We start from the raw sequence: 16,221 nt of genomic DNA, 5'->3' as shown, positions 1-16,221 counted from the left end.
GGGGATCGACATGACTTCCATTCGCGCACTTGCAGGCGCATGCGCCGCGGCGTTCGCATCATTGTGCGCCTTTGCCGCACCGGCGGAGGCGCAGACCTATCCGACGCGCAGCATCACCATGATCGTGCCGTTCGCGGCCGGTGGTCCGACCGACGTGATCTCGCGCATCGTCACAGGGCATATGGCGCAGACGCTGGGACAGAGCATCATCATCGAAAACGTGGTCGGCGCCGGCGGCACCACCGCGACCACGCGTGCCGCGCGCGCGGCCAATGACGGCTATACGCTGATCACCGGGCATATGGGCACGCATGCCGCCTCCGTGCCGCTCTACCCGAAGCTCGCCTACCACCCGGAAAAGGATTTTGAGCCGGTCGCGCTGCTGGCGGGCACGCCGATCCTGATCCTGGCGCGCAAGGACTTTCCGCCGAAGGACCTCAAGGAGTTCGTCGCCTACGTGAAGGCCAACGCGGAGAAGGTCAATGCCGCGCATGCCGGCGTCGGCTCGGTCTCGCACGTCTCTTGCGAGCTGCTGCACTCCATCCTCGACGTCAAGCCGGTCGGCGTGCCCTTCAACGGCACGGGTCCGGCGATGAACGCGCTGGTGGCCGGCCAGGTCGATTACATGTGCGACCAGATCGTCAATGCCGTGCCGCAGATCAATGCCGGCACCATCAAGGCCTATGCGATCGCAACGCCCGAGCGCAATCCGTCGCTGCCGAACGTGCCGACGACGGCGGAGGCCGGCCTTCCGACTTTCCAGGCCCAGGCCTGGAATGCGATGTTCGCGCCGAAGGGAACCTCGCCTGCGATCATCGCGAGCCTGAACGCCGCCGCCGTCAAGGCGCTCGACGACGAGACCGTGAAGAAGCGCCTGCTTGAGCTCGGCAGCGTCATCCCGGCGCCCAAGGACCGGACGCCGGAGGCGCTGGCGACCCTGGTCAAGAACGAGATTGCGAAGTGGACCCCGGTGCTCAAGCCGGCAACTTAACCAGCACTTTCAAGCCGATAGGCGAGCGGCGGGACGTCAGTTCCGCCCCTTGTCGTTTGTGCCGGGAACGCTCACTTTTCCGGGTATAATCAGGGAGGATAGCGAATCGCCGCTGTCGCAGCGCGGGGGGCGCCGTTAAGTTCGCCGCCTCCCCAAAGGCTCATTGGCACATGCACCAGTATCATGACCTGCTCGAGCGGATTCTTTCAGACGGCGCCGAGAAGACCGACCGGACCGGCACCGGCACGCTGTCCGTGTTTGGCCATCAGATGCGGTTCAATCTGTCCGCCGGCTTTCCGATGCTGACCACGAAGCGGCTGCCGCTCAAGGCGATCGTGCACGAGCTGCTCTGGTTCCTGAAGGGCGACACCAACATCAAATATCTGCGCGACAACGGTGTCACCATCTGGGACGAGTGGGCCGACGCCAACGGCGATCTCGGGCCGGTCTACGGCCATCAGTGGCGCTCCTGGCCTACGGCCGACGGGCGTAGCATCGACCAGATCGCCAACGTCATCGACATGATCAAGCGCACCCCGGATTCGCGCCGGCTGATCGTCACTGCCTGGAATCCGGCCGATGTCGAGAAGATGGCGCTGCCGCCCTGCCACCTGCTGTTCCAGTTCTATGTCGCGAACGGCAAACTGTCGTGCCAGCTCTATCAGCGCTCGGCCGACGTGTTCCTCGGCGTGCCCTTCAACATCGCCTCCTACGCGCTGCTCACCCTGATGGTGGCGCAGGTCACGGGCCTGAAGCCCGGCGACTTCGTGCATTCGCTCGGCGACACCCATCTCTATTCCAACCATCTGGAGCAGGCGCGGCTCCAATTGACGCGCGCGCCGCGCGCGTTGCCGGTGATGCGGATCAATCCCGATGTGAAGGACATTTTCTCCTTCCGCTACGAGGATTTCGAGCTCGTCGGCTACGACCCGCATCCGCACATCAAGGCGGAAGTCGCGGTCTAGCGCAGATGTCGCTCAACATCCGCCGCGTGCGCGCCGGCGAAGCCGGGCTCGTCCTTGCTTTCATCCGGGAGCTCGCCGAATACGAAAAGCTCTCGCACGAGGTCGAGGCGACCGAGGCGATGATTGCGGAAGCGCTGTTCGGCGAACGACCGCAACTCCATTGCGCGATCGCCGAGTGGGACGGCGAGGCGGTCGGCTTTGCGGTGTGGTTTGCGAATTTCTCCACCTTCAGTGGCCGCCACGGCATCTATCTCGAAGATCTCTTCGTGCGGCCGTCGCATCGGGGCAGGGGCCTCGGCAAGGCGCTGCTGGCCTACCTCGCGAAGGAGTGCGTCGACAACGGCTGGTCGCGCCTGCAATGGTCGGTGCTCGACTGGAACGCGCCGTCGATCGCGTTCTACAAATCGCTCGGCGCCGTCATGATGGACGACTGGACGCTGTGCCGCGTCACCGGCCCCGCGCTGACACGGCTTGCCGGGAGCGCGTCCTGATGGAGATCGTCTTCGTCGTCGCGATTGCGGAGAACGGCGTCATCGGCGCGAGCAACGCGATGCCATGGCGCTTGAAGTCCGACATGGCGCGCTTCAAGGCGCTGACGATCGGCAAGCCCGTGATCATGGGCCGCAAGACCTTCGAATCCCTGCCGCGGGCGCTTCCGGGCCGTACCAACATCGTCATCACGCGCGATGCGGATTATCGCGCCAATGGTGCCATCGTCACGACGTCGGCTGCCGATGCATGCGCAGTCGCGCGCGGCGATGCCCTGCGGCGTTCGGTCGCCGAGATCGCGGTGATCGGCGGCGCCGAGATCTTTCGGCAATGGCTGGACCGCGCCGATCGCCTCGAAATCACGGAAGTGCATGCGCGCCCCGAAGGCGACACGCATTTCGACATCGACAAGGCCGAGTGGGATGAGGTCGAGCGCATCCGTCATCCCGCCGGACCCAACGACAGCGCTGACTACTCCTATGTGACATATCGTCGGCGGGCGGGCCATTAACCGCATTCGCCAATGTTAACATTGACTTTTTCGTGCCCGAGCTTAGCTCGGAAGGCGGCCCAGGCCGCGTTGTAAGGGACTTGCCTGTCCCCTATAAAGCCGGACCGGACAATGCGGGCGGGGGCAATTCCACCCTGCCGAGGAGAGCGTCGAATGCCGTGGAAGAATCAGGGCGGTGGCCCATGGGGCTCGGGTCCGAAGGGACCTTGGGGCAACGGCCCGCAACCGGTCGGGCCAAGGCCGCCGGATCTGGAAGACCTTCTGCGGCGCGGCCAGGACCGCCTCCAGCAGATCATGCCGGGCGGTTATTTTTCAGGTATCGGCATCACGCTGATCATCCTGCTCATCATCGCGTTCTGGCTGCTGTCGGGCTTCTTCCGGGTGCAGTCCGAAGAGCTCGGCGTCGTGCTGCGCTTCGGCAAGCATGTCCGCACCGTGCAGCCGGGCCTGAACTATCACCTGCCCTATCCGATCGAGACCGTGCTGCTGCCGAAGGCGCTGCGCGTCAACACCATCTCCATCGGCATGACGCTGATCGACGATCCGGCGCGGCGCGGCCGTTCCATTCGTGACGTGCCGGAAGAGAGCCTGATGCTGACCGGCGACGAGAACATCGTCGATGTCGACTTCACCGTGCTCTGGCGCATCAAGCCGGACGGCGTCGGCGACTTCCTCTTCAATATCCAGAACCCCGAAGGCACCGTGAAGGCGGTCGCCGAGAGCGCGATGCGCGAGGTGATCGGCCGCTCGCAGATCCAGCCGATCCTGACCGGCGCGCGCAACGTCACTGAGCAGGGCGTGCAGGAACTGATCCAGCGCACCCTCGACAGCTACGGCGCGGGCATTCAGATCACGCAGGTGCAGATGCAGAAGGTCGATCCGCCCGCGCAGGTGATCGATGCGTTCCGCGACGTCCAGGCGGCACGCGCCAATCTCGAGCAGCTGCAGAACGAAGCGCAGACCTACGCCAACCAGGTCGTTCCTCAGGCGCGCGGCCGTGCGGCCAAGATTCAGCAGGACGCCGAAGGTTACAGGGAGCAGGCGATCGCCGAGGCCAAGGGCCAGAGCGCGCGCTTCCTGAAGGTTTACGAGGAATACAAGAAGGCGCCCGACGTGACGCGTGAACGGATCTATCTGGAGACGATGGAGCGCGTGCTCGGCGGTGCCGACAAGCTCGTCTATGACGGCGGCTCCTCGGGCCAGGGCGTCGTGCCCTTCCTGCCGCTCAACGAATTGACCACCAAGCGGCCGCCTACCACCGGTCAGCAATCGAGCGGAGCCACCCGATGAGGTCTCCGGTCACAGGTATCGTCACGCTGCTCGCCCTCCTGCTGGTCGTGATCGTCGGCTACATGTCGCTGTTCACGGTGCAGCAGACCGAGCAGACCATCGTGCTGCAGTTCGGCCGCCCCGTCGACGTCGTCACCGCGCCCGGCCTGCACTTCAAGGCGCCGTGGAATTCGGTGATCAACATCGACAAGCGGATCCTCGATCTGGAGAACCCGTCGCAGGAAGCGATCGCGTCCGACCAGAAGCGTCTCGTGGTCGACGCCTTCGCGCGCTACCGCATCAAGGACGCGCTGCGCTTCTATCAGAGCGTCGGCTCGATCCAGGCCGCCAACATCCAGCTCACCACGCTCCTGAATGCGGCGCTGCGCCGCGTGCTCGGCGAGGTCACCTTCATCAACGTGGTGCGTGACGACCGCGAGAAGCTGATGTTGCGCATCCGCGACCAGCTCGATCGCGAGGCCGACGGCTACGGCATCCAGGTCGTCGACGTCCGGATCCGGCGCGCCGACCTGCCCGAGCAGAACAGCCAGGCGGTCTACCTGCGGATGAAGACGGAGCGCGAGCGCGAAGCCGCCGAGTTCCGCGCACAGGGCGGCCAGAAGGCGCAGGAGATCCGCTCCAAGGCCGACCGCGAGGCGACCGTGATCATCGCGGAAGCCAACTCGCAGGCCGATCAGACCCGCGGCGCGGGCGATGCCGAGCGCAACCGCCTGTTCGCCGAGGCCTACGGCAAGGATGCTGACTTCTTCGCCTTCTACCGGTCGATGACGGCCTATGAGAACGGGCTGAAGTCGAACGACACCCGCTTCCTGCTGCGGCCGGAGTCGGATTTCTTCCGGTATTTTGGTAGCCCGTCCGGCAAGACGACGACCGCGACGCCGGCGAAGCCGTAAGCTAGACAAGGGCGGCCGGTCTGGCCGCCCTTCGTCCAGACAAGAACAGTACAACGGGAGGTTCCAATCCGATGAGGTCCATTGCGTTCGCCGACTTCCTCATCGGCTTAGGCATCCTGTTCGTGCTGGAAGGCTTGATGTTCGCGGCAAGTCCCAACTGGATGCGCAAGGCCATGAAGAGCGCTATCGCCACGCCGGACAATATCCTGCGGGCCGTTGGGATCGGTTCGGCCGTGGCCGGCCTGGTCCTGATCTGGGTTATGCGCCGTCCGATTTAGGCATCGCGCCAACGCCAAAGTGAAGGCGAGAGACTGGTTTTCGCCGTATTGTCCGGGTCTTGAGCCCCGTGAAGCTCCGCGCTTGCGCCGTCCCCCCGTTCGAGCGCAGTCTTGGAGGCGAATCCTTGGCGCCTTATCCTTTTCTCTGGAGATACCAATGACCGCTGCCACCATTGCCCCGACCCGCTTGCGCTTAGGGCTGGCCGCGCTCGCCGTCAGTGCATTCAGCGCGTTCGCCACACCGGCCTTTGCGCGCGGACCTGACGGCATCGCCGACGTCGCCGAGAAGGTGATCGACGCTGTCGTCAACATCTCGACCTCGCAGACCGTCGAAGCCAAGGGCGGCGGCAGCAACACCATGCCGCAACTGGCGCCCGGTTCGCCCTTCGAGGAGTTCTTCGACGACTTCTTCAAGAACCGCAGGGGTCCCGGCGGCGGCAGCAAGGGCGGCGAGCGTGGCGACAACCCGCCGCGCAAGACCAACTCGCTCGGCTCCGGCTTCATCATCGACACCGCGGGTGTCGTCGTCACCAACAACCACGTCATCGCGGATGCCGACGAGATCAACGTCATCCTCAACGACGGCACCAAGATCAAGGCCGAGCTGGTCGGCGTCGACAAGAAGACCGACCTTGCCGTGCTGAAGTTCAAGCCGCCGAAGCCGCTGGTCGCCGTCAAGTTCGGCGACTCCGACAAGCTGCGCCTCGGCGACTGGGTGGTCGCGATCGGCAATCCTTTCAGCCTCGGCGGCACGGTGACGGCCGGTATCGTCTCGGCCAAGAACCGCGACATCTCCTCGGGGCCGTATGACAGCTATATCCAGACCGACGCCTCCATCAACCGCGGCAATTCCGGCGGTCCGCTGTTCAACCTCGATGGCGACGTCATCGGCGTCAACACGCTGATCATCTCTCCCTCCGGCGGTTCGATCGGCATCGGCTTTGCCGTGCCCTCAAAGACGGTTGTCGCCGTGGTCGACCAGCTCCGCCAGTTCGGCGAACTGCGCCGCGGCTGGCTGGGCGTACGCATCCAGAGCGTCACCGACGAGATCGCCGAGAGCCTCAACATCAAGCCCGCGCGCGGCGCGCTGGTCGCCGGCGTCGACGACAAGGGCCCGGCCAAGCCCGCCGGCATCGAGCCCGGCGACGTCGTCGTCAAATTCGACGGCAAGGACGTCAAGGACCCCAAGGATCTCTCCCGCGTCGTCGCCGACACGGCGGTCGGCAAGGAAGTCGACGTCGTCATCATCCGCAAGGGCCAGGAGGAGACCAAGAAGGTCACGCTTGGCCGTCTCCAGGATCCCGACAAGGTGCAGGCCGCGGTGAAGACCGACGAGCCCGCGCCCGAGAAGCCGGTGACGCAGAAGGCGCTCGGTCTCGATCTTGCGGCGCTCAGCAAGGATTTGCGCACGCGCTACAAGATCAAGGACAGCGTCAAGGGCGTGGTCGTCACCAATGTCGACGCCAATTCGGACGCTGCCGAGAAGCGCCTCTCCGCCGGCGACGTCATCGTCGAGGTGGCGCAGGAGTCCGTCTCCAGCGGCGCCGACATCCAGAAGCGGGTCGACCAGCTCAAGAAGGACGGCAAGAAGTCCGTGCTGCTGCTGGTCTCCAACGCCGACGGCGAGCTGCGCTTCGTGGCGCTGAGCGTGCAATAAGGGGCGGTCTTGGCCCCACACTCAACTGTCATGCCCCGGCTTGACCGGGGCATCCAATACGCCGCGGCTTCTCCGTATCCTCGCTTTGTCTCTGGAATACTGGATCACCCGCTTTCGCGGGTGATGACAGCGGAGGGGAGGCTCTACGCCTCCACGAACTCGTCGCGCCGATACCCTTGGGCATAGAGCAGCGCGGTGAGATCGCCATGGTCGATCCGCGCGGCAGCCGCGGCCGCGACCGCAGGCTTGGCGTGATACGCCACGCCCAGCCCCGCCGCCTGGATCATCGCGAGATCGTTGGCGCCATCGCCGACCACGACGGAGTCGATGTCGTCGAGATCGAACGACTCCATCAAATCCACCAGCGTCGCGAGCTTGGCCGCGCGCCCCAAAATCGGCTCCTTCACCTCGCCGGTGAATTTGCCGTCGCGCACGACGAGCTCGTTGGCGCGATTCTCCTGGAAGCCGATCCTGGCCGCGACCGCGCTCGTGAACAGGGTGAAGCCGCCGGAGACCAGACAGGTATAGGCGCCGTGCGCGCGCATGGTCGCGACCAGCTCGCGGCCGCCCGGGGTCAATGTGATGCGCTTGGCCAGCACCTCGTCGACCACGCCGGCAGGAAGGTCCTTCAGAAGTGCGACGCGCTCGCGCAGCGCCGGCTCGAACTCGATCTCGCCGCGCATCGCGCGTTCGGTGATGGCGGCCACGTGGGCCTTCATCCCGACGAGATCGGCGAGCTCGTCGATGCATTCCTGGCCGATCATGGTGGAATCCATGTCGGCGAGAAAGAGCTTCTTGCGCCGGAATCCGACTGGCTGCACCACGATGTCGATGGGGAGATCGCCGCGAAGCTCGCGCAACCGCTGTTCGATGGCGTGACGGTCGCCTTCGAGGTTATCCTGCGCGCCGAAGGGGATGTCGACCGCAACGCCGTCGAACAGCCAGTGCGCCGGCGCTGCGTGGGGCAGCACGGCGCGGGCGCCGTCGACAATGGTAGAGTCGAGCGCGGGATTGTCAGGATTACAGATCAGCGTGGCGACGAGGGACATTTGAGGTTTTCGTGAACGAGGGGCATCCGATCAAGGCCGTGCTTATCGCAGGCCCGACCGCCAGCGGCAAGTCGGCGCTGGCGCTGGAGCTTGCGCTGAGCGCGGGCGGAATCGTCATCAATGCCGATTCCATGCAGGTCTATCGTGACCTCCGCATCATCACCGCGCGCCCCACACATGGCGAGGAAGCGCGCGCGCCGCACCGTCTCTACGGCCACGTCGATGCGGCCGTGAACTTCTCGGCCGGCGCCTGGGTGGCCGACGCGGCGAAGGCGCTGGAAGAGGCGAAAGCCGAAGGCCGCTTGCCGATCTTCATCGGCGGCACGGGGCTTTATTTCAAGGCGCTGACGGCGGGCCTCAGCGTGGTACCGCCAATTCCTGCGGAAATACGCGAGGGCGTGCGCGCGCGGCTGGAGCGGAATGGCGTCGAGGCGCTGCACGAGGAACTCGCGCGCCGCGATCCGCGCGCCGCCGAACGATTGAACCTGCGTGACCGCACCCGGATCGCGCGCGCGCTCGAAGTGATCGAAGCGACGGGCCGTTCGCTGCTCGACTGGCACCACGAAGGCCAGCCTCCGCTGCTGCCGAAAGACAGTTTTCGCGCGGTGTTTCTCGCGCCCGAACGTGACGAGCTCTATGCCCGCATTGATGCGCGTTTCGACGCCATGCTCGGTGGCGGGGCGCTGAAGGAGGTCGAGCGGCTTGCCGCCCGTCAGCTCGATCCGCTGCTGCCGGCCATGAAGGCCCATGGCGTGCCGGCGCTGATCCGGCACCTGCGGGGCGAACTCAGTCTGGAGGACGCCGCCATGATCGGCCGGGCCGATACCCGCCACTATGCCAAGCGCCAATTCACCTGGTTCCGGCATCAATTGCCCGATTTCGAATGGGTGAAGCTGGAGGAGGCGAGGGGCTGGCTGGCCGCAGCCGTTAGCGCGGCCCGGGACCCCGGCTGACGCGTTTTTGTACCCGGGTTCCCGAATTTACCCCTCGCCGAACCCCGGGAACACCGCTACACTGCCAAAATCGCGCGGGAACGGCCGCATCGCCTTGACATCCAGGCTTTGGCCGCTATGTTTCGCGCAACCTTTGGGAAGCCGAGCGTCCGTCATGCGCAACATTATTACCAAACTCCTTATCGCCGTCGTACCCAGGCACACCGCCGGGGGTGGCTAGCTGCCATCCACATGACAGGCGGTGTGCAGGGTCCCTCTTCGGGGCCTTTTTTATTTCCCGAAACCGACACGAACGAAGCCGCTGACAACAGCGCATCCGGAGCAAGACAATGAGCGACAAAAGCCACGATCCGAACCAGATGACCGGCGCCGCGATGATCGTCCGCGCGCTCATCGATCATGGCGTGACCGACATTTTCGGCTATCCCGGCGGCGCCGTGCTTCCGATCTATGACGAGATCTTCCAGCAGAGCGAGGTCCAGCACATTCTGGTCCGCCACGAGCAGGGCGCGGGCCATGCCGCGGAGGGCTATGCGCGCTCGACGGGCAAGCCGGGTGTTGCGCTGGTGACCTCCGGACCCGGCGCCACCAACATGGTGACGCCGCTGACCGACGCGCTGATGGACTCGATCCCGCTGGTCTGCATCTCCGGCCAGGTGCCGACGCATCTGATCGGCAACGACGCGTTCCAGGAGTGCGACACGGTCGGCATCACGCGGCCCTGCACCAAGCACAATTGGCTGGTGCGCGACGTCAACGATCTCGCAAAGGTGCTGCACGAGGCCTTCTATGTCGCGACCTCCGGCCGTCCCGGCCCGGTGCTCGTCGACGTGCCCAAGGACGTGCAGTTCGCGACCGGCACGTATCATCCGCCGCGCAAGTCGGACGTGCACCGCTCCTACGCGCCGCGCGTGAAGGGCGACGCGACGCAGATCCGCAAGGCGGTGTCGCTGCTCGCCAATGCCAAGCGCCCGGTGATCTACAGTGGCGGCGGCGTCATCAATTCCGGCCCCGAGGCGACCAAGCTCCTGCGCGAGCTGGTCGAGGTCACGGGTTTCCCGATCACCTCCACGCTAATGGGCCTGGGTGCGTACCCCGCGTCGGGCAAGAACTGGCTCGGCATGCTGGGCATGCACGGCACCTACGAAGCCAACATGACCATGCATGATTGCGACGTCATGCTGTGCGTCGGCGCGCGCTTCGACGACCGCATCACCGGCCGCGTCGATGCGTTCTCGCCGGGCTCGAAGAAGATCCACATCGACATCGACCCGTCCTCGATCAACAAGAACATCCGCGTCGACGTGCCGATCATCGGCGACTGCGGCAACGTCCTCGGCGACATCCTCCAGGTGTTCAAGGCGGAGGCGAAGAAGCCCGACATCAAGGCGTGGTGGCAGCAGATCGCGCAGTGGCGTGCCCGCAACTCGCTCTATTACAAGAAGAGCAACGACGTCATCCTGCCGCAACACGCGATCCAGAGCCTGTTCGATGCGACGCGCGGCAAGGACACCTACATCACGACGGAGGTCGGCCAGCACCAGATGTGGGCGGCGCAGTTCTTCGGCTTCGAGGAGCCGCATCGCTGGATGACGTCGGGCGGTCTCGGCACCATGGGCTACGGCCTGCCGGCCGCGATCGGCGTGCAGGTCGCGCATCCCGACAGCCTCGTCATCGACATCGCGGGCGATGCCTCGGTGCAGATGACGATGCAGGAGATGTCGACGGCGGTGCAGTACGAATTGCCGATCAAGATCTTCATCCTGAACAACCAGTACATGGGCATGGTGCGGCAGTGGCAGCAGCTGCTGCACGGCAACCGACTGTCGCATTCCTATTCGGAGGCGCTGCCGGATTTCGTCAAGCTCGCGGAAGCCTATGGCGGCGTCGGCCTCCAGGTGCACAAGCCTTCCGATCTCGAAGGTGCCATCCAGGAAATGATCTCGGTCAAGCGCCCGGTGTTGTTCGACTGCCGCGTCGCGGCGCTCGAAAACTGCTTCCCGATGATCCCCTCCGGCAAGGCGCACAACGAGATGCTGTTGCCCGAGCAGGCGAACGATGAGGCCACCGCCAAGGCGTTCGCCGGCGGCAAGGCGCTGGTGTGAGCCCATGTTCGACCTGACGGAGCTCGAGCGCGCACATGCGATCGTGGGGCAGGCGGTGCCGGCGACGCCGGCACGCGGCTGGCCGCTGCTCGCCGAGCGCCTCGGGACGCAGGTCATCGTCAAGCACGAGAACCACACGCCGATCGGCGCCTTCAAGGTGCGCGGCGGTCTCGTCTATCTCGAACGGCTGAAGCGCGAGCGGCCGGACATTCCGGGCATCATCTCTGCGACGCGCGGCAATCACGGCCAGAGCCTGGCATTCGCCGCGGGCCGCCATGGCGTGCCGGCAGTGATCTACGTGCCCCGCGGCAACTCGGTCGAGAAGAACCGCGCGATGAAGGCCTTTGGCGCCGAGCTGGTCGAGCACGGCGAGGACTTTCAGGCCGCCCGCGAGGAAGCCGAGCGCCGCGCGCAGTTCGCCGGCCTCCACATGGTGCCGTCGTTCCACCCGGACCTCGTGCTGGGCGTGGCGACTTACGCGCTCGAGCTGTTTCGGTCTTCGCCCGATCTCGACATTCTCTATGTGCCGATCGGACAGGGCTCCGGGATCTGTGGCTGTATCATGGCGCGCGATCTTCTGGGCCTGAAGACCGAGATCGTCGGCGTGCAATCGACCGAGGCGCCGTCCTATGCGCTGTCGTTCGCCGCCGGCAACATCGTGACCACCGAGACCAGCAACACGCTGGCCGACGGCATGGCCACGCGCATTCCCGACGCAGACGCGTTCGCGCTGATCCGGAAGGGGGCCGCGCGCATCGTGCAGGTTTCCGACGACGAAGTCGCCGCCGCGATCCGCGCCTACTGGACCGACACGCATAATCTCGCTGAAGGCGCGGGAGCCGCCGCGCTGGCCGCGGCGCTTCAGGAAAAGAACAAGCTGTCAGGCAAACGCGTCGGTCTCGTGCTGTCCGGCGGCAATATCGATTTCGATCTGTTCCGCAGTTGGGTCGGGGCAGAGGCGCCAGCGATGGCGTGACGGAGAGACAAGAGGGGACGACCATGAACCAGCCCGCATCCGCCTACTTCATCGAGGACCGCCACGATCCCAACGAGACGCATACGCTCTCGGTGCTCGTGCAGAACGAGCCCGGCGTGCTCGCGCGCGTCATCGGCCTCTTCTCCGGCCGTGGCTACAACATCGAGAGCCTTACGGTCTCGGAGACCGAAGCGCAGAAGCACCTGTCGCGCATCACCATCGTCACCACGGGCACGCCGATGGTGATCGAGCAGATCAAGCACCAGCTCGACCGCATGATCCCGGTCTATCGCGTCGTCGACATGACCCAGACCAAGCGCTCGATCGAGCGCGAGCTGGCGATGGTCAAGGTGCGCGGGCAGGGCGAGCACCGGGTCGAGGCGCTGCGGCTGGCGGATGCGTTCCGCGCCCGCGTGATCGACGCCACCACCGAGAGCTTTGTGTTCGAGATCACAGGCAATACGGACAAGATCAACCAGTTTATCGACCTGATGCGCCCGCTCGGCCTTGTCGAGGTGTCGCGTACCGGCGTTGCCGCGATCGGCCGCGGACCTGAAGGAATGTGAACCATGCTGGCGCGCGACTGGTACTACAACGAGCGGAACCGGATGGGGATCGAGCCCGCAGTGGCTTCGATCTACGACGCCCATGACGATGCCGATCTGCGGGCGCGCGCCGCGCTCAAAATGCTCGGGGTGCAGCGCGGCTGGCGCATCGCCGATATCGGCTGCGGCAACGGCGTGCTCGCCACCGAAGCGGCGCTGATGGGTGCCGAGGTGGACGCCATCGACATCTCGCCGGCGATGCTGGCACTCGCCGAGATCTACGCCCGCGACCGCAAGGCGCCCGTGCGCACGCAGTCCGCCGGCCTGCTCAGCTTCGCCTACCGGCCGGAATCCTATGATCTGATCGTCAGCGAGTTCACGCTGCACCATCTGCCGGATTTCTGGAAGGTGGTGGCGATGTCGCGAATCTACCGTGCACTGAAGCCGGGCGCGAGCTTCTATCTGCGCGACATCGTCTACGCCTCGATGCCCGACGCCGTCGAGCGCGACGTCGAGCAATGGGCCGACTTCCAGATCAAGAACCACGATTTTTCGCGCGAAGGCGTCGTCACGCACATGCGCGACGAATATTCCACCTTCGGCTGGGTGATGGAGCGGATGCTGACCGATGTCGGCTTCACGCTGGTCTCGGCCGACTACCACGCGCCCATGCACGGCACCTATCTGCTGCGGAAACCAAAAGCCGGCGAGCAAGGCTAGAACAGAACAACAAACAGGGCTGCACGACAAAGCAGAACCGAGAACAACAATGAAGCCGGCCGATATCCTCATCGCCATTCTGGTGGCGGTCATCTGGGGGTTTGCCTTCGTGGCGAGCCGGATCGCGCTCGACGAGTTTTCGCCGGAGCTGATGACGGCGATGCGCTTCACCATTGCCGCGGTGCCGTGCCTGTTCATTCCCAAGCCGAAGGTCGCCTGGTCGCTGCTGATCGCGATCAGCTTCGCGCTGTTCCTCGGCCAGTTCCTGAGTCAGGCCTATGGCATCGCCCACGGCGTGCCGGTGGGGTTGACCAGCGTCGTCGTGCAGAGCCAGGCACTGTTCACCATCGGCTTCGCCGCGGTCGCATTCGGGGAGCGGCCGACGCCGGTGCAGGCGCTCGGAATCGTCATCGCAGCAGTCGGTCTTCTGATGATCTGCGGCACCGTCGGTTATGATTTCAGCGTCGGTGCCTTCGCGGTGCTGATGATCGCCCCGATTTGCTTCGCCGTCGGCAATCTCCTGTTGCGCGGTGCCCGCGGCGCGCCGATGTTCGATCTGTTCGCCTGGCTCTGCCTTACAGCGGCGGTGCCGCTGTTCGCGCTGGCGCTGGTCGTCAACGGGCCGGTGCCGACCTTCCAGTCGCTGATCCACATGTCGCTCACGGGCCTAGTCTGCTTGCTGACGATCGGCGCCATCTCGACCAGCATTGCCTACTGGCTGTGGGGCCGGCTGCTGCGCGACTATCCGGCGGCGCAGGTGGTGCCGTTCGCGCTGCTGGTGCCTTTCGTCGGCTCGGCTGCCTCGAGCATCGTGTTCGGTGAAAAATTCGGACCCTTGAGGCTGACCGGCATGCTGACCGTGATCGGCGGCATCGCCGTGATGGTGCTGGCGAAGCGTCCGCAAATCCTGCCGAAGACCGCGTGAGGTGACGATGGCCCACTCGTTGTTCTATGCATTTCTCGCCTTCATGGTGGTGATGTATTTCACCCCCGGGCCGAACAACATCATGCTGCTGGCCTCGGGCCTGACCTATGGCTTCCGGCGCACCATCCCGCACATCGCCGGCATCGTCCTCGGCTTTGCCTTCATGGTCGCCGCGGTGGGCCTCGGGCTCGGCACCGTGTTCCTGGCCTATCCGGTCCTCCAGACCATCCTGAAATATGCCGGCGCCGCCTACCTGATTTACCTGGCCGGCATGATTGCCCTCTCCGGCCCCGCCAAGCCGGGCGAGGAGAGCGCCGGCCGGCCGATGACCTTCTGGGGCGCAGCCATGTTCCAGTGGATCAACGCCAAGGGCTGGGTCATCGTGATCGGCACCATCACCGCCTATGCGGCCATCGCCCAATTCCCGATCAACATCGCGATCCAGACCCTGATCAGCCTGCTCGTGGGCACCGTCTCGACCGTGGTCTGGGCGCTGTTTGGTACCGCACTGCGGCCGGTCCTGACCTCCGAGCGGCTGGTCCGCGCCTTCAACATTCTGATGGCGATCCTGCTGCTGGCATCGCTCTACCCTGTCTTCATGGATGCATGATGCCGCAGTTTTCCATGCAGAAACGGGTTTCCTTCGGGCTGCGAAATGCTCTAGACAGCCCCGGAAATCCGCAAATTTCACCGCCTGAGACCTGACCAACGGCCGATTCTGGCCACCTGAACCGAGGAAACGACTATGCGTGTTTATTACGATCGCGACGCCGACCTGAACCTGATCAAGGGCAAGAAGGTCGCCATCGTCGGCTACGGCAGCCAGGGCCACGCCCATGCGCTCAACCTCAAGGACTCCGGCGTCAAGGAGGTGGCGATTGCGCTGCGCAAGGACTCGGGTTCGGTCAAGAAGGCGGAAGCCGCCGGCTTCAAGGTGATGGAAGTCGCCGAAGCCGCCAAATGGGCCGACCTCGTCATGATGCTGACCCCGGACGAGCTCCAGGGCGACATCTACCGCGAGCACCTGCACGACAACATGAAGAAGGGCGCCGCCCTCGTGTTCGCGCACGGCCTCAACGTCCACTTCAACCTGCTCGACCCGCGCGCCGACCTCGACGTGCTCATGATCGCGCCGAAGGGCCCCGGTCACACCGTGCGCTCGGAGTATCAGCGCGGCGGCGGCGTGCCCTGCCTGATCGCGATCGCCAAGGACGTCTCGGGCAACGCCCATGACCTCGGCCTGTCCTACGCCTCCGCCGTCGGCGGTGGTCGTGCCGGCATCATCGAGACCACCTTCAAGGAAGAGTGCGAGACCGACCTGTTCGGCGAGCAGGTCGTGCTCTGCGGCGGCCTGGTCGAGCTGATCAAGGGCGGCTACGAGACCCTGGTCGAGGCCGGCTACGCGCCCGAGATGGCCTATTTCGAGTGCCTGCACGAAGTGAAGCTGATCGTCGACCTGATCTATGAAGGCGGCATCGCCAACATGAACTACTCGATCTCCAACACGGCCGAGTACGGCGAGTACGTCACCGGTCCGCGCATCGTGACCGCCGAGACCAAGGCCGAGATGAAGCGCGTTCTCGCCGACATCCAGGGCGGCAAGTTCGCCCGCGACTGGATGCTCGAGAACAAGGTCAACCAGACCTCGTTCAAGGCGACCCGCGCCAAGCTCGCCGCTCACCCGATCGAGGAAGTCGGCGCGAAGCTGCGCGACATGATGCCCTGGATCAAGAAGGGCGCGCTGGTCGACAAGTCGAAGAACTAAGCCCGTTGATCTTCGGACGTGGCGCGGCATGCCGCGCTACGTCCGGGACGCGGGAGCGAAAACACAAGCTTCGCTCGCCCAACCAATTCTTAAACCTTCACGAGTATCT

The 16,221-nt window shown here is 65.0% G+C and carries 17 protein-coding genes; 16 read left to right on the top strand and 1 reads right to left on the bottom strand.

The features are described from left to right. The first annotated feature begins 10 nt into the window (after positions 1-10). The 8 genes from NLM25_RS34885 to NLM25_RS34850 all read left to right on the top strand — a co-directional run bounded on the left by NLM25_RS34885 (position 11) and on the right by NLM25_RS34850 (position 7,074). Positions 11-991 (top strand): tripartite tricarboxylate transporter substrate binding protein BugD, encoded by a 981-nt coding sequence (locus tag NLM25_RS34885; RefSeq protein ID WP_254139887.1) that lies wholly within the window; start codon positions 11-13, stop codon positions 989-991. A gap of 170 nt (positions 992-1,161) precedes the next feature. Beyond that, the gene (locus NLM25_RS34880; protein ID WP_254139886.1) at positions 1,162-1,956 is read left to right on the top strand and encodes a thymidylate synthase; all 795 of its coding nucleotides are present in this window, start codon (positions 1,162-1,164) and stop codon (positions 1,954-1,956) included. Between the two features lie 5 nt (positions 1,957-1,961). Beyond that, entirely contained in the window at positions 1,962-2,447 is a 486-nt protein-coding gene (locus NLM25_RS34875) for a GNAT family N-acetyltransferase (RefSeq protein ID WP_254122384.1), read from the top strand. Continuing rightward, the gene (locus NLM25_RS34870) at positions 2,447-2,956 is read left to right on the top strand and encodes a dihydrofolate reductase (RefSeq protein ID WP_254139885.1); all 510 of its coding nucleotides are present in this window, start codon (positions 2,447-2,449) and stop codon (positions 2,954-2,956) included. Before NLM25_RS34875 ends, NLM25_RS34870 begins: the two co-directional genes overlap by 1 nt. A 153-nt stretch (positions 2,957-3,109) precedes the next feature. Beyond that, complete coding sequence (gene hflK, locus NLM25_RS34865; protein ID WP_254122382.1) at positions 3,110-4,246, top strand: FtsH protease activity modulator HflK; 1,137 nt, start codon at positions 3,110-3,112, stop codon at positions 4,244-4,246. Further along, complete coding sequence (gene hflC / locus NLM25_RS34860) at positions 4,243-5,139, top strand: protease modulator HflC (RefSeq protein ID WP_254122381.1); 897 nt, start codon at positions 4,243-4,245, stop codon at positions 5,137-5,139. The genes hflK and hflC overlap by 4 nt, the downstream gene beginning before the upstream one ends. Positions 5,140-5,210: 71 nt before the next feature. Next, positions 5,211-5,417, top strand: a complete 207-nt coding sequence (locus NLM25_RS34855; RefSeq protein ID WP_025038031.1) for a DUF2065 domain-containing protein — start codon at positions 5,211-5,213, stop codon at positions 5,415-5,417. A gap of 157 nt (positions 5,418-5,574) precedes the next feature. Continuing rightward, positions 5,575-7,074: a Do family serine endopeptidase gene (locus tag NLM25_RS34850; RefSeq protein ID WP_254139884.1), complete on the top strand. Its 1,500-nt coding sequence runs from the start codon at positions 5,575-5,577 to the stop codon at positions 7,072-7,074. A 143-nt stretch (positions 7,075-7,217) separates the two neighbouring features. Here NLM25_RS34850 and serB read toward each other — a convergent pair whose 3' ends face one another. Further along, entirely contained in the window at positions 7,218-8,123 is a 906-nt protein-coding gene (gene serB, locus NLM25_RS34845) for a phosphoserine phosphatase SerB (protein WP_254122379.1), read from the bottom strand. A gap of 11 nt (positions 8,124-8,134) precedes the next feature. Between serB and miaA the strand changes: the two genes are divergently transcribed. The 8 genes from miaA (at position 8,135) to ilvC (ending at position 16,112) form a co-directional block, all read left to right on the top strand. Beyond that, the gene (gene miaA / locus NLM25_RS34840; RefSeq protein ID WP_254139883.1) at positions 8,135-9,076 is read left to right on the top strand and encodes a tRNA (adenosine(37)-N6)-dimethylallyltransferase MiaA; all 942 of its coding nucleotides are present in this window, start codon (positions 8,135-8,137) and stop codon (positions 9,074-9,076) included. Positions 9,077-9,405: 329 nt separating this feature from the next. Continuing rightward, positions 9,406-11,181: an acetolactate synthase 3 large subunit gene (locus NLM25_RS34835; RefSeq protein ID WP_254122376.1), complete on the top strand. Its 1,776-nt coding sequence runs from the start codon at positions 9,406-9,408 to the stop codon at positions 11,179-11,181. 4 nt (positions 11,182-11,185) lie between these two features. After that, positions 11,186-12,157, top strand: a complete 972-nt coding sequence (locus NLM25_RS34830; RefSeq protein ID WP_254139882.1) for a threonine dehydratase — start codon at positions 11,186-11,188, stop codon at positions 12,155-12,157. 23 nt (positions 12,158-12,180) lie between these two features. Then, on the top strand, positions 12,181-12,723 hold the full coding sequence (gene ilvN, locus NLM25_RS34825; protein WP_254122374.1) for an acetolactate synthase small subunit: 543 nt from the start codon (positions 12,181-12,183) through the stop codon (positions 12,721-12,723). Positions 12,724-12,726: 3 nt separating this feature from the next. Further along, positions 12,727-13,422 carry a class I SAM-dependent methyltransferase gene (locus tag NLM25_RS34820; protein ID WP_254122373.1) on the top strand — a complete coding sequence of 232 codons (696 nt, stop codon included), beginning with the start codon at positions 12,727-12,729 and terminating at the stop codon, positions 13,420-13,422. Positions 13,423-13,471: 49 nt separating this feature from the next. Further along, positions 13,472-14,347: an EamA family transporter gene (locus NLM25_RS34815; RefSeq protein WP_254139881.1), complete on the top strand. Its 876-nt coding sequence runs from the start codon at positions 13,472-13,474 to the stop codon at positions 14,345-14,347. Between the two features lie 7 nt (positions 14,348-14,354). Beyond that, on the top strand, positions 14,355-14,957 hold the full coding sequence (locus tag NLM25_RS34810; protein ID WP_254139880.1) for a LysE family translocator: 603 nt from the start codon (positions 14,355-14,357) through the stop codon (positions 14,955-14,957). A 135-nt stretch (positions 14,958-15,092) separates the two neighbouring features. Next, the gene (ilvC, locus tag NLM25_RS34805; protein ID WP_014493068.1) at positions 15,093-16,112 is read left to right on the top strand and encodes a ketol-acid reductoisomerase; all 1,020 of its coding nucleotides are present in this window, start codon (positions 15,093-15,095) and stop codon (positions 16,110-16,112) included. The last annotated feature ends 109 nt before the right edge of the window (positions 16,113-16,221 follow it).

It is taken from the genome of Bradyrhizobium sp. CCGB01 (genome assembly GCF_024199795.1).
In the GTDB taxonomy this organism is placed as follows: Bacteria; Pseudomonadota; Alphaproteobacteria; order Rhizobiales; family Xanthobacteraceae; genus Bradyrhizobium.
This window is presented reverse-complemented; position numbering and strand designations above follow the sequence as displayed.

What these genes read in the sequence shown, in the direction of transcription:
- NLM25_RS34885 (WP_254139887.1), top strand. Translation starts at nt 11, where the DNA reads ATGACTTCCATTCGCGCACTTGCAGGCGCATGCGCCGCGGCGTTCGCA.
- NLM25_RS34880 (WP_254139886.1), top strand. Translation starts at nt 1,162, where the DNA reads ATGCACCAGTATCATGACCTGCTCGAGCGGATTCTTTCAGACGGCGCC.
- NLM25_RS34875 (WP_254122384.1), top strand. Translation starts at nt 1,962, where the DNA reads ATGTCGCTCAACATCCGCCGCGTGCGCGCCGGCGAAGCCGGGCTCGTC.
- NLM25_RS34870 (WP_254139885.1), top strand. Translation starts at nt 2,447, where the DNA reads ATGGAGATCGTCTTCGTCGTCGCGATTGCGGAGAACGGCGTCATCGGC.
- hflK (WP_254122382.1), top strand. Translation starts at nt 3,110, where the DNA reads ATGCCGTGGAAGAATCAGGGCGGTGGCCCATGGGGCTCGGGTCCGAAG.
- hflC (WP_254122381.1), top strand. Translation starts at nt 4,243, where the DNA reads ATGAGGTCTCCGGTCACAGGTATCGTCACGCTGCTCGCCCTCCTGCTG.
- NLM25_RS34855 (WP_025038031.1), top strand. Translation starts at nt 5,211, where the DNA reads ATGAGGTCCATTGCGTTCGCCGACTTCCTCATCGGCTTAGGCATCCTG.
- NLM25_RS34850 (WP_254139884.1), top strand. Translation starts at nt 5,575, where the DNA reads ATGACCGCTGCCACCATTGCCCCGACCCGCTTGCGCTTAGGGCTGGCC.
- serB (WP_254122379.1), bottom strand. Translation starts at nt 8,123, where the DNA reads ATGTCCCTCGTCGCCACGCTGATCTGTAATCCTGACAATCCCGCGCTC.
- NLM25_RS34835 (WP_254122376.1), top strand. Translation starts at nt 9,406, where the DNA reads ATGAGCGACAAAAGCCACGATCCGAACCAGATGACCGGCGCCGCGATG.
- NLM25_RS34830 (WP_254139882.1), top strand. Translation starts at nt 11,186, where the DNA reads ATGTTCGACCTGACGGAGCTCGAGCGCGCACATGCGATCGTGGGGCAG.
- ilvN (WP_254122374.1), top strand. Translation starts at nt 12,181, where the DNA reads ATGAACCAGCCCGCATCCGCCTACTTCATCGAGGACCGCCACGATCCC.
- NLM25_RS34820 (WP_254122373.1), top strand. Translation starts at nt 12,727, where the DNA reads ATGCTGGCGCGCGACTGGTACTACAACGAGCGGAACCGGATGGGGATC.
- NLM25_RS34815 (WP_254139881.1), top strand. Translation starts at nt 13,472, where the DNA reads ATGAAGCCGGCCGATATCCTCATCGCCATTCTGGTGGCGGTCATCTGG.
- NLM25_RS34810 (WP_254139880.1), top strand. Translation starts at nt 14,355, where the DNA reads ATGGCCCACTCGTTGTTCTATGCATTTCTCGCCTTCATGGTGGTGATG.
- ilvC (WP_014493068.1), top strand. Translation starts at nt 15,093, where the DNA reads ATGCGTGTTTATTACGATCGCGACGCCGACCTGAACCTGATCAAGGGC.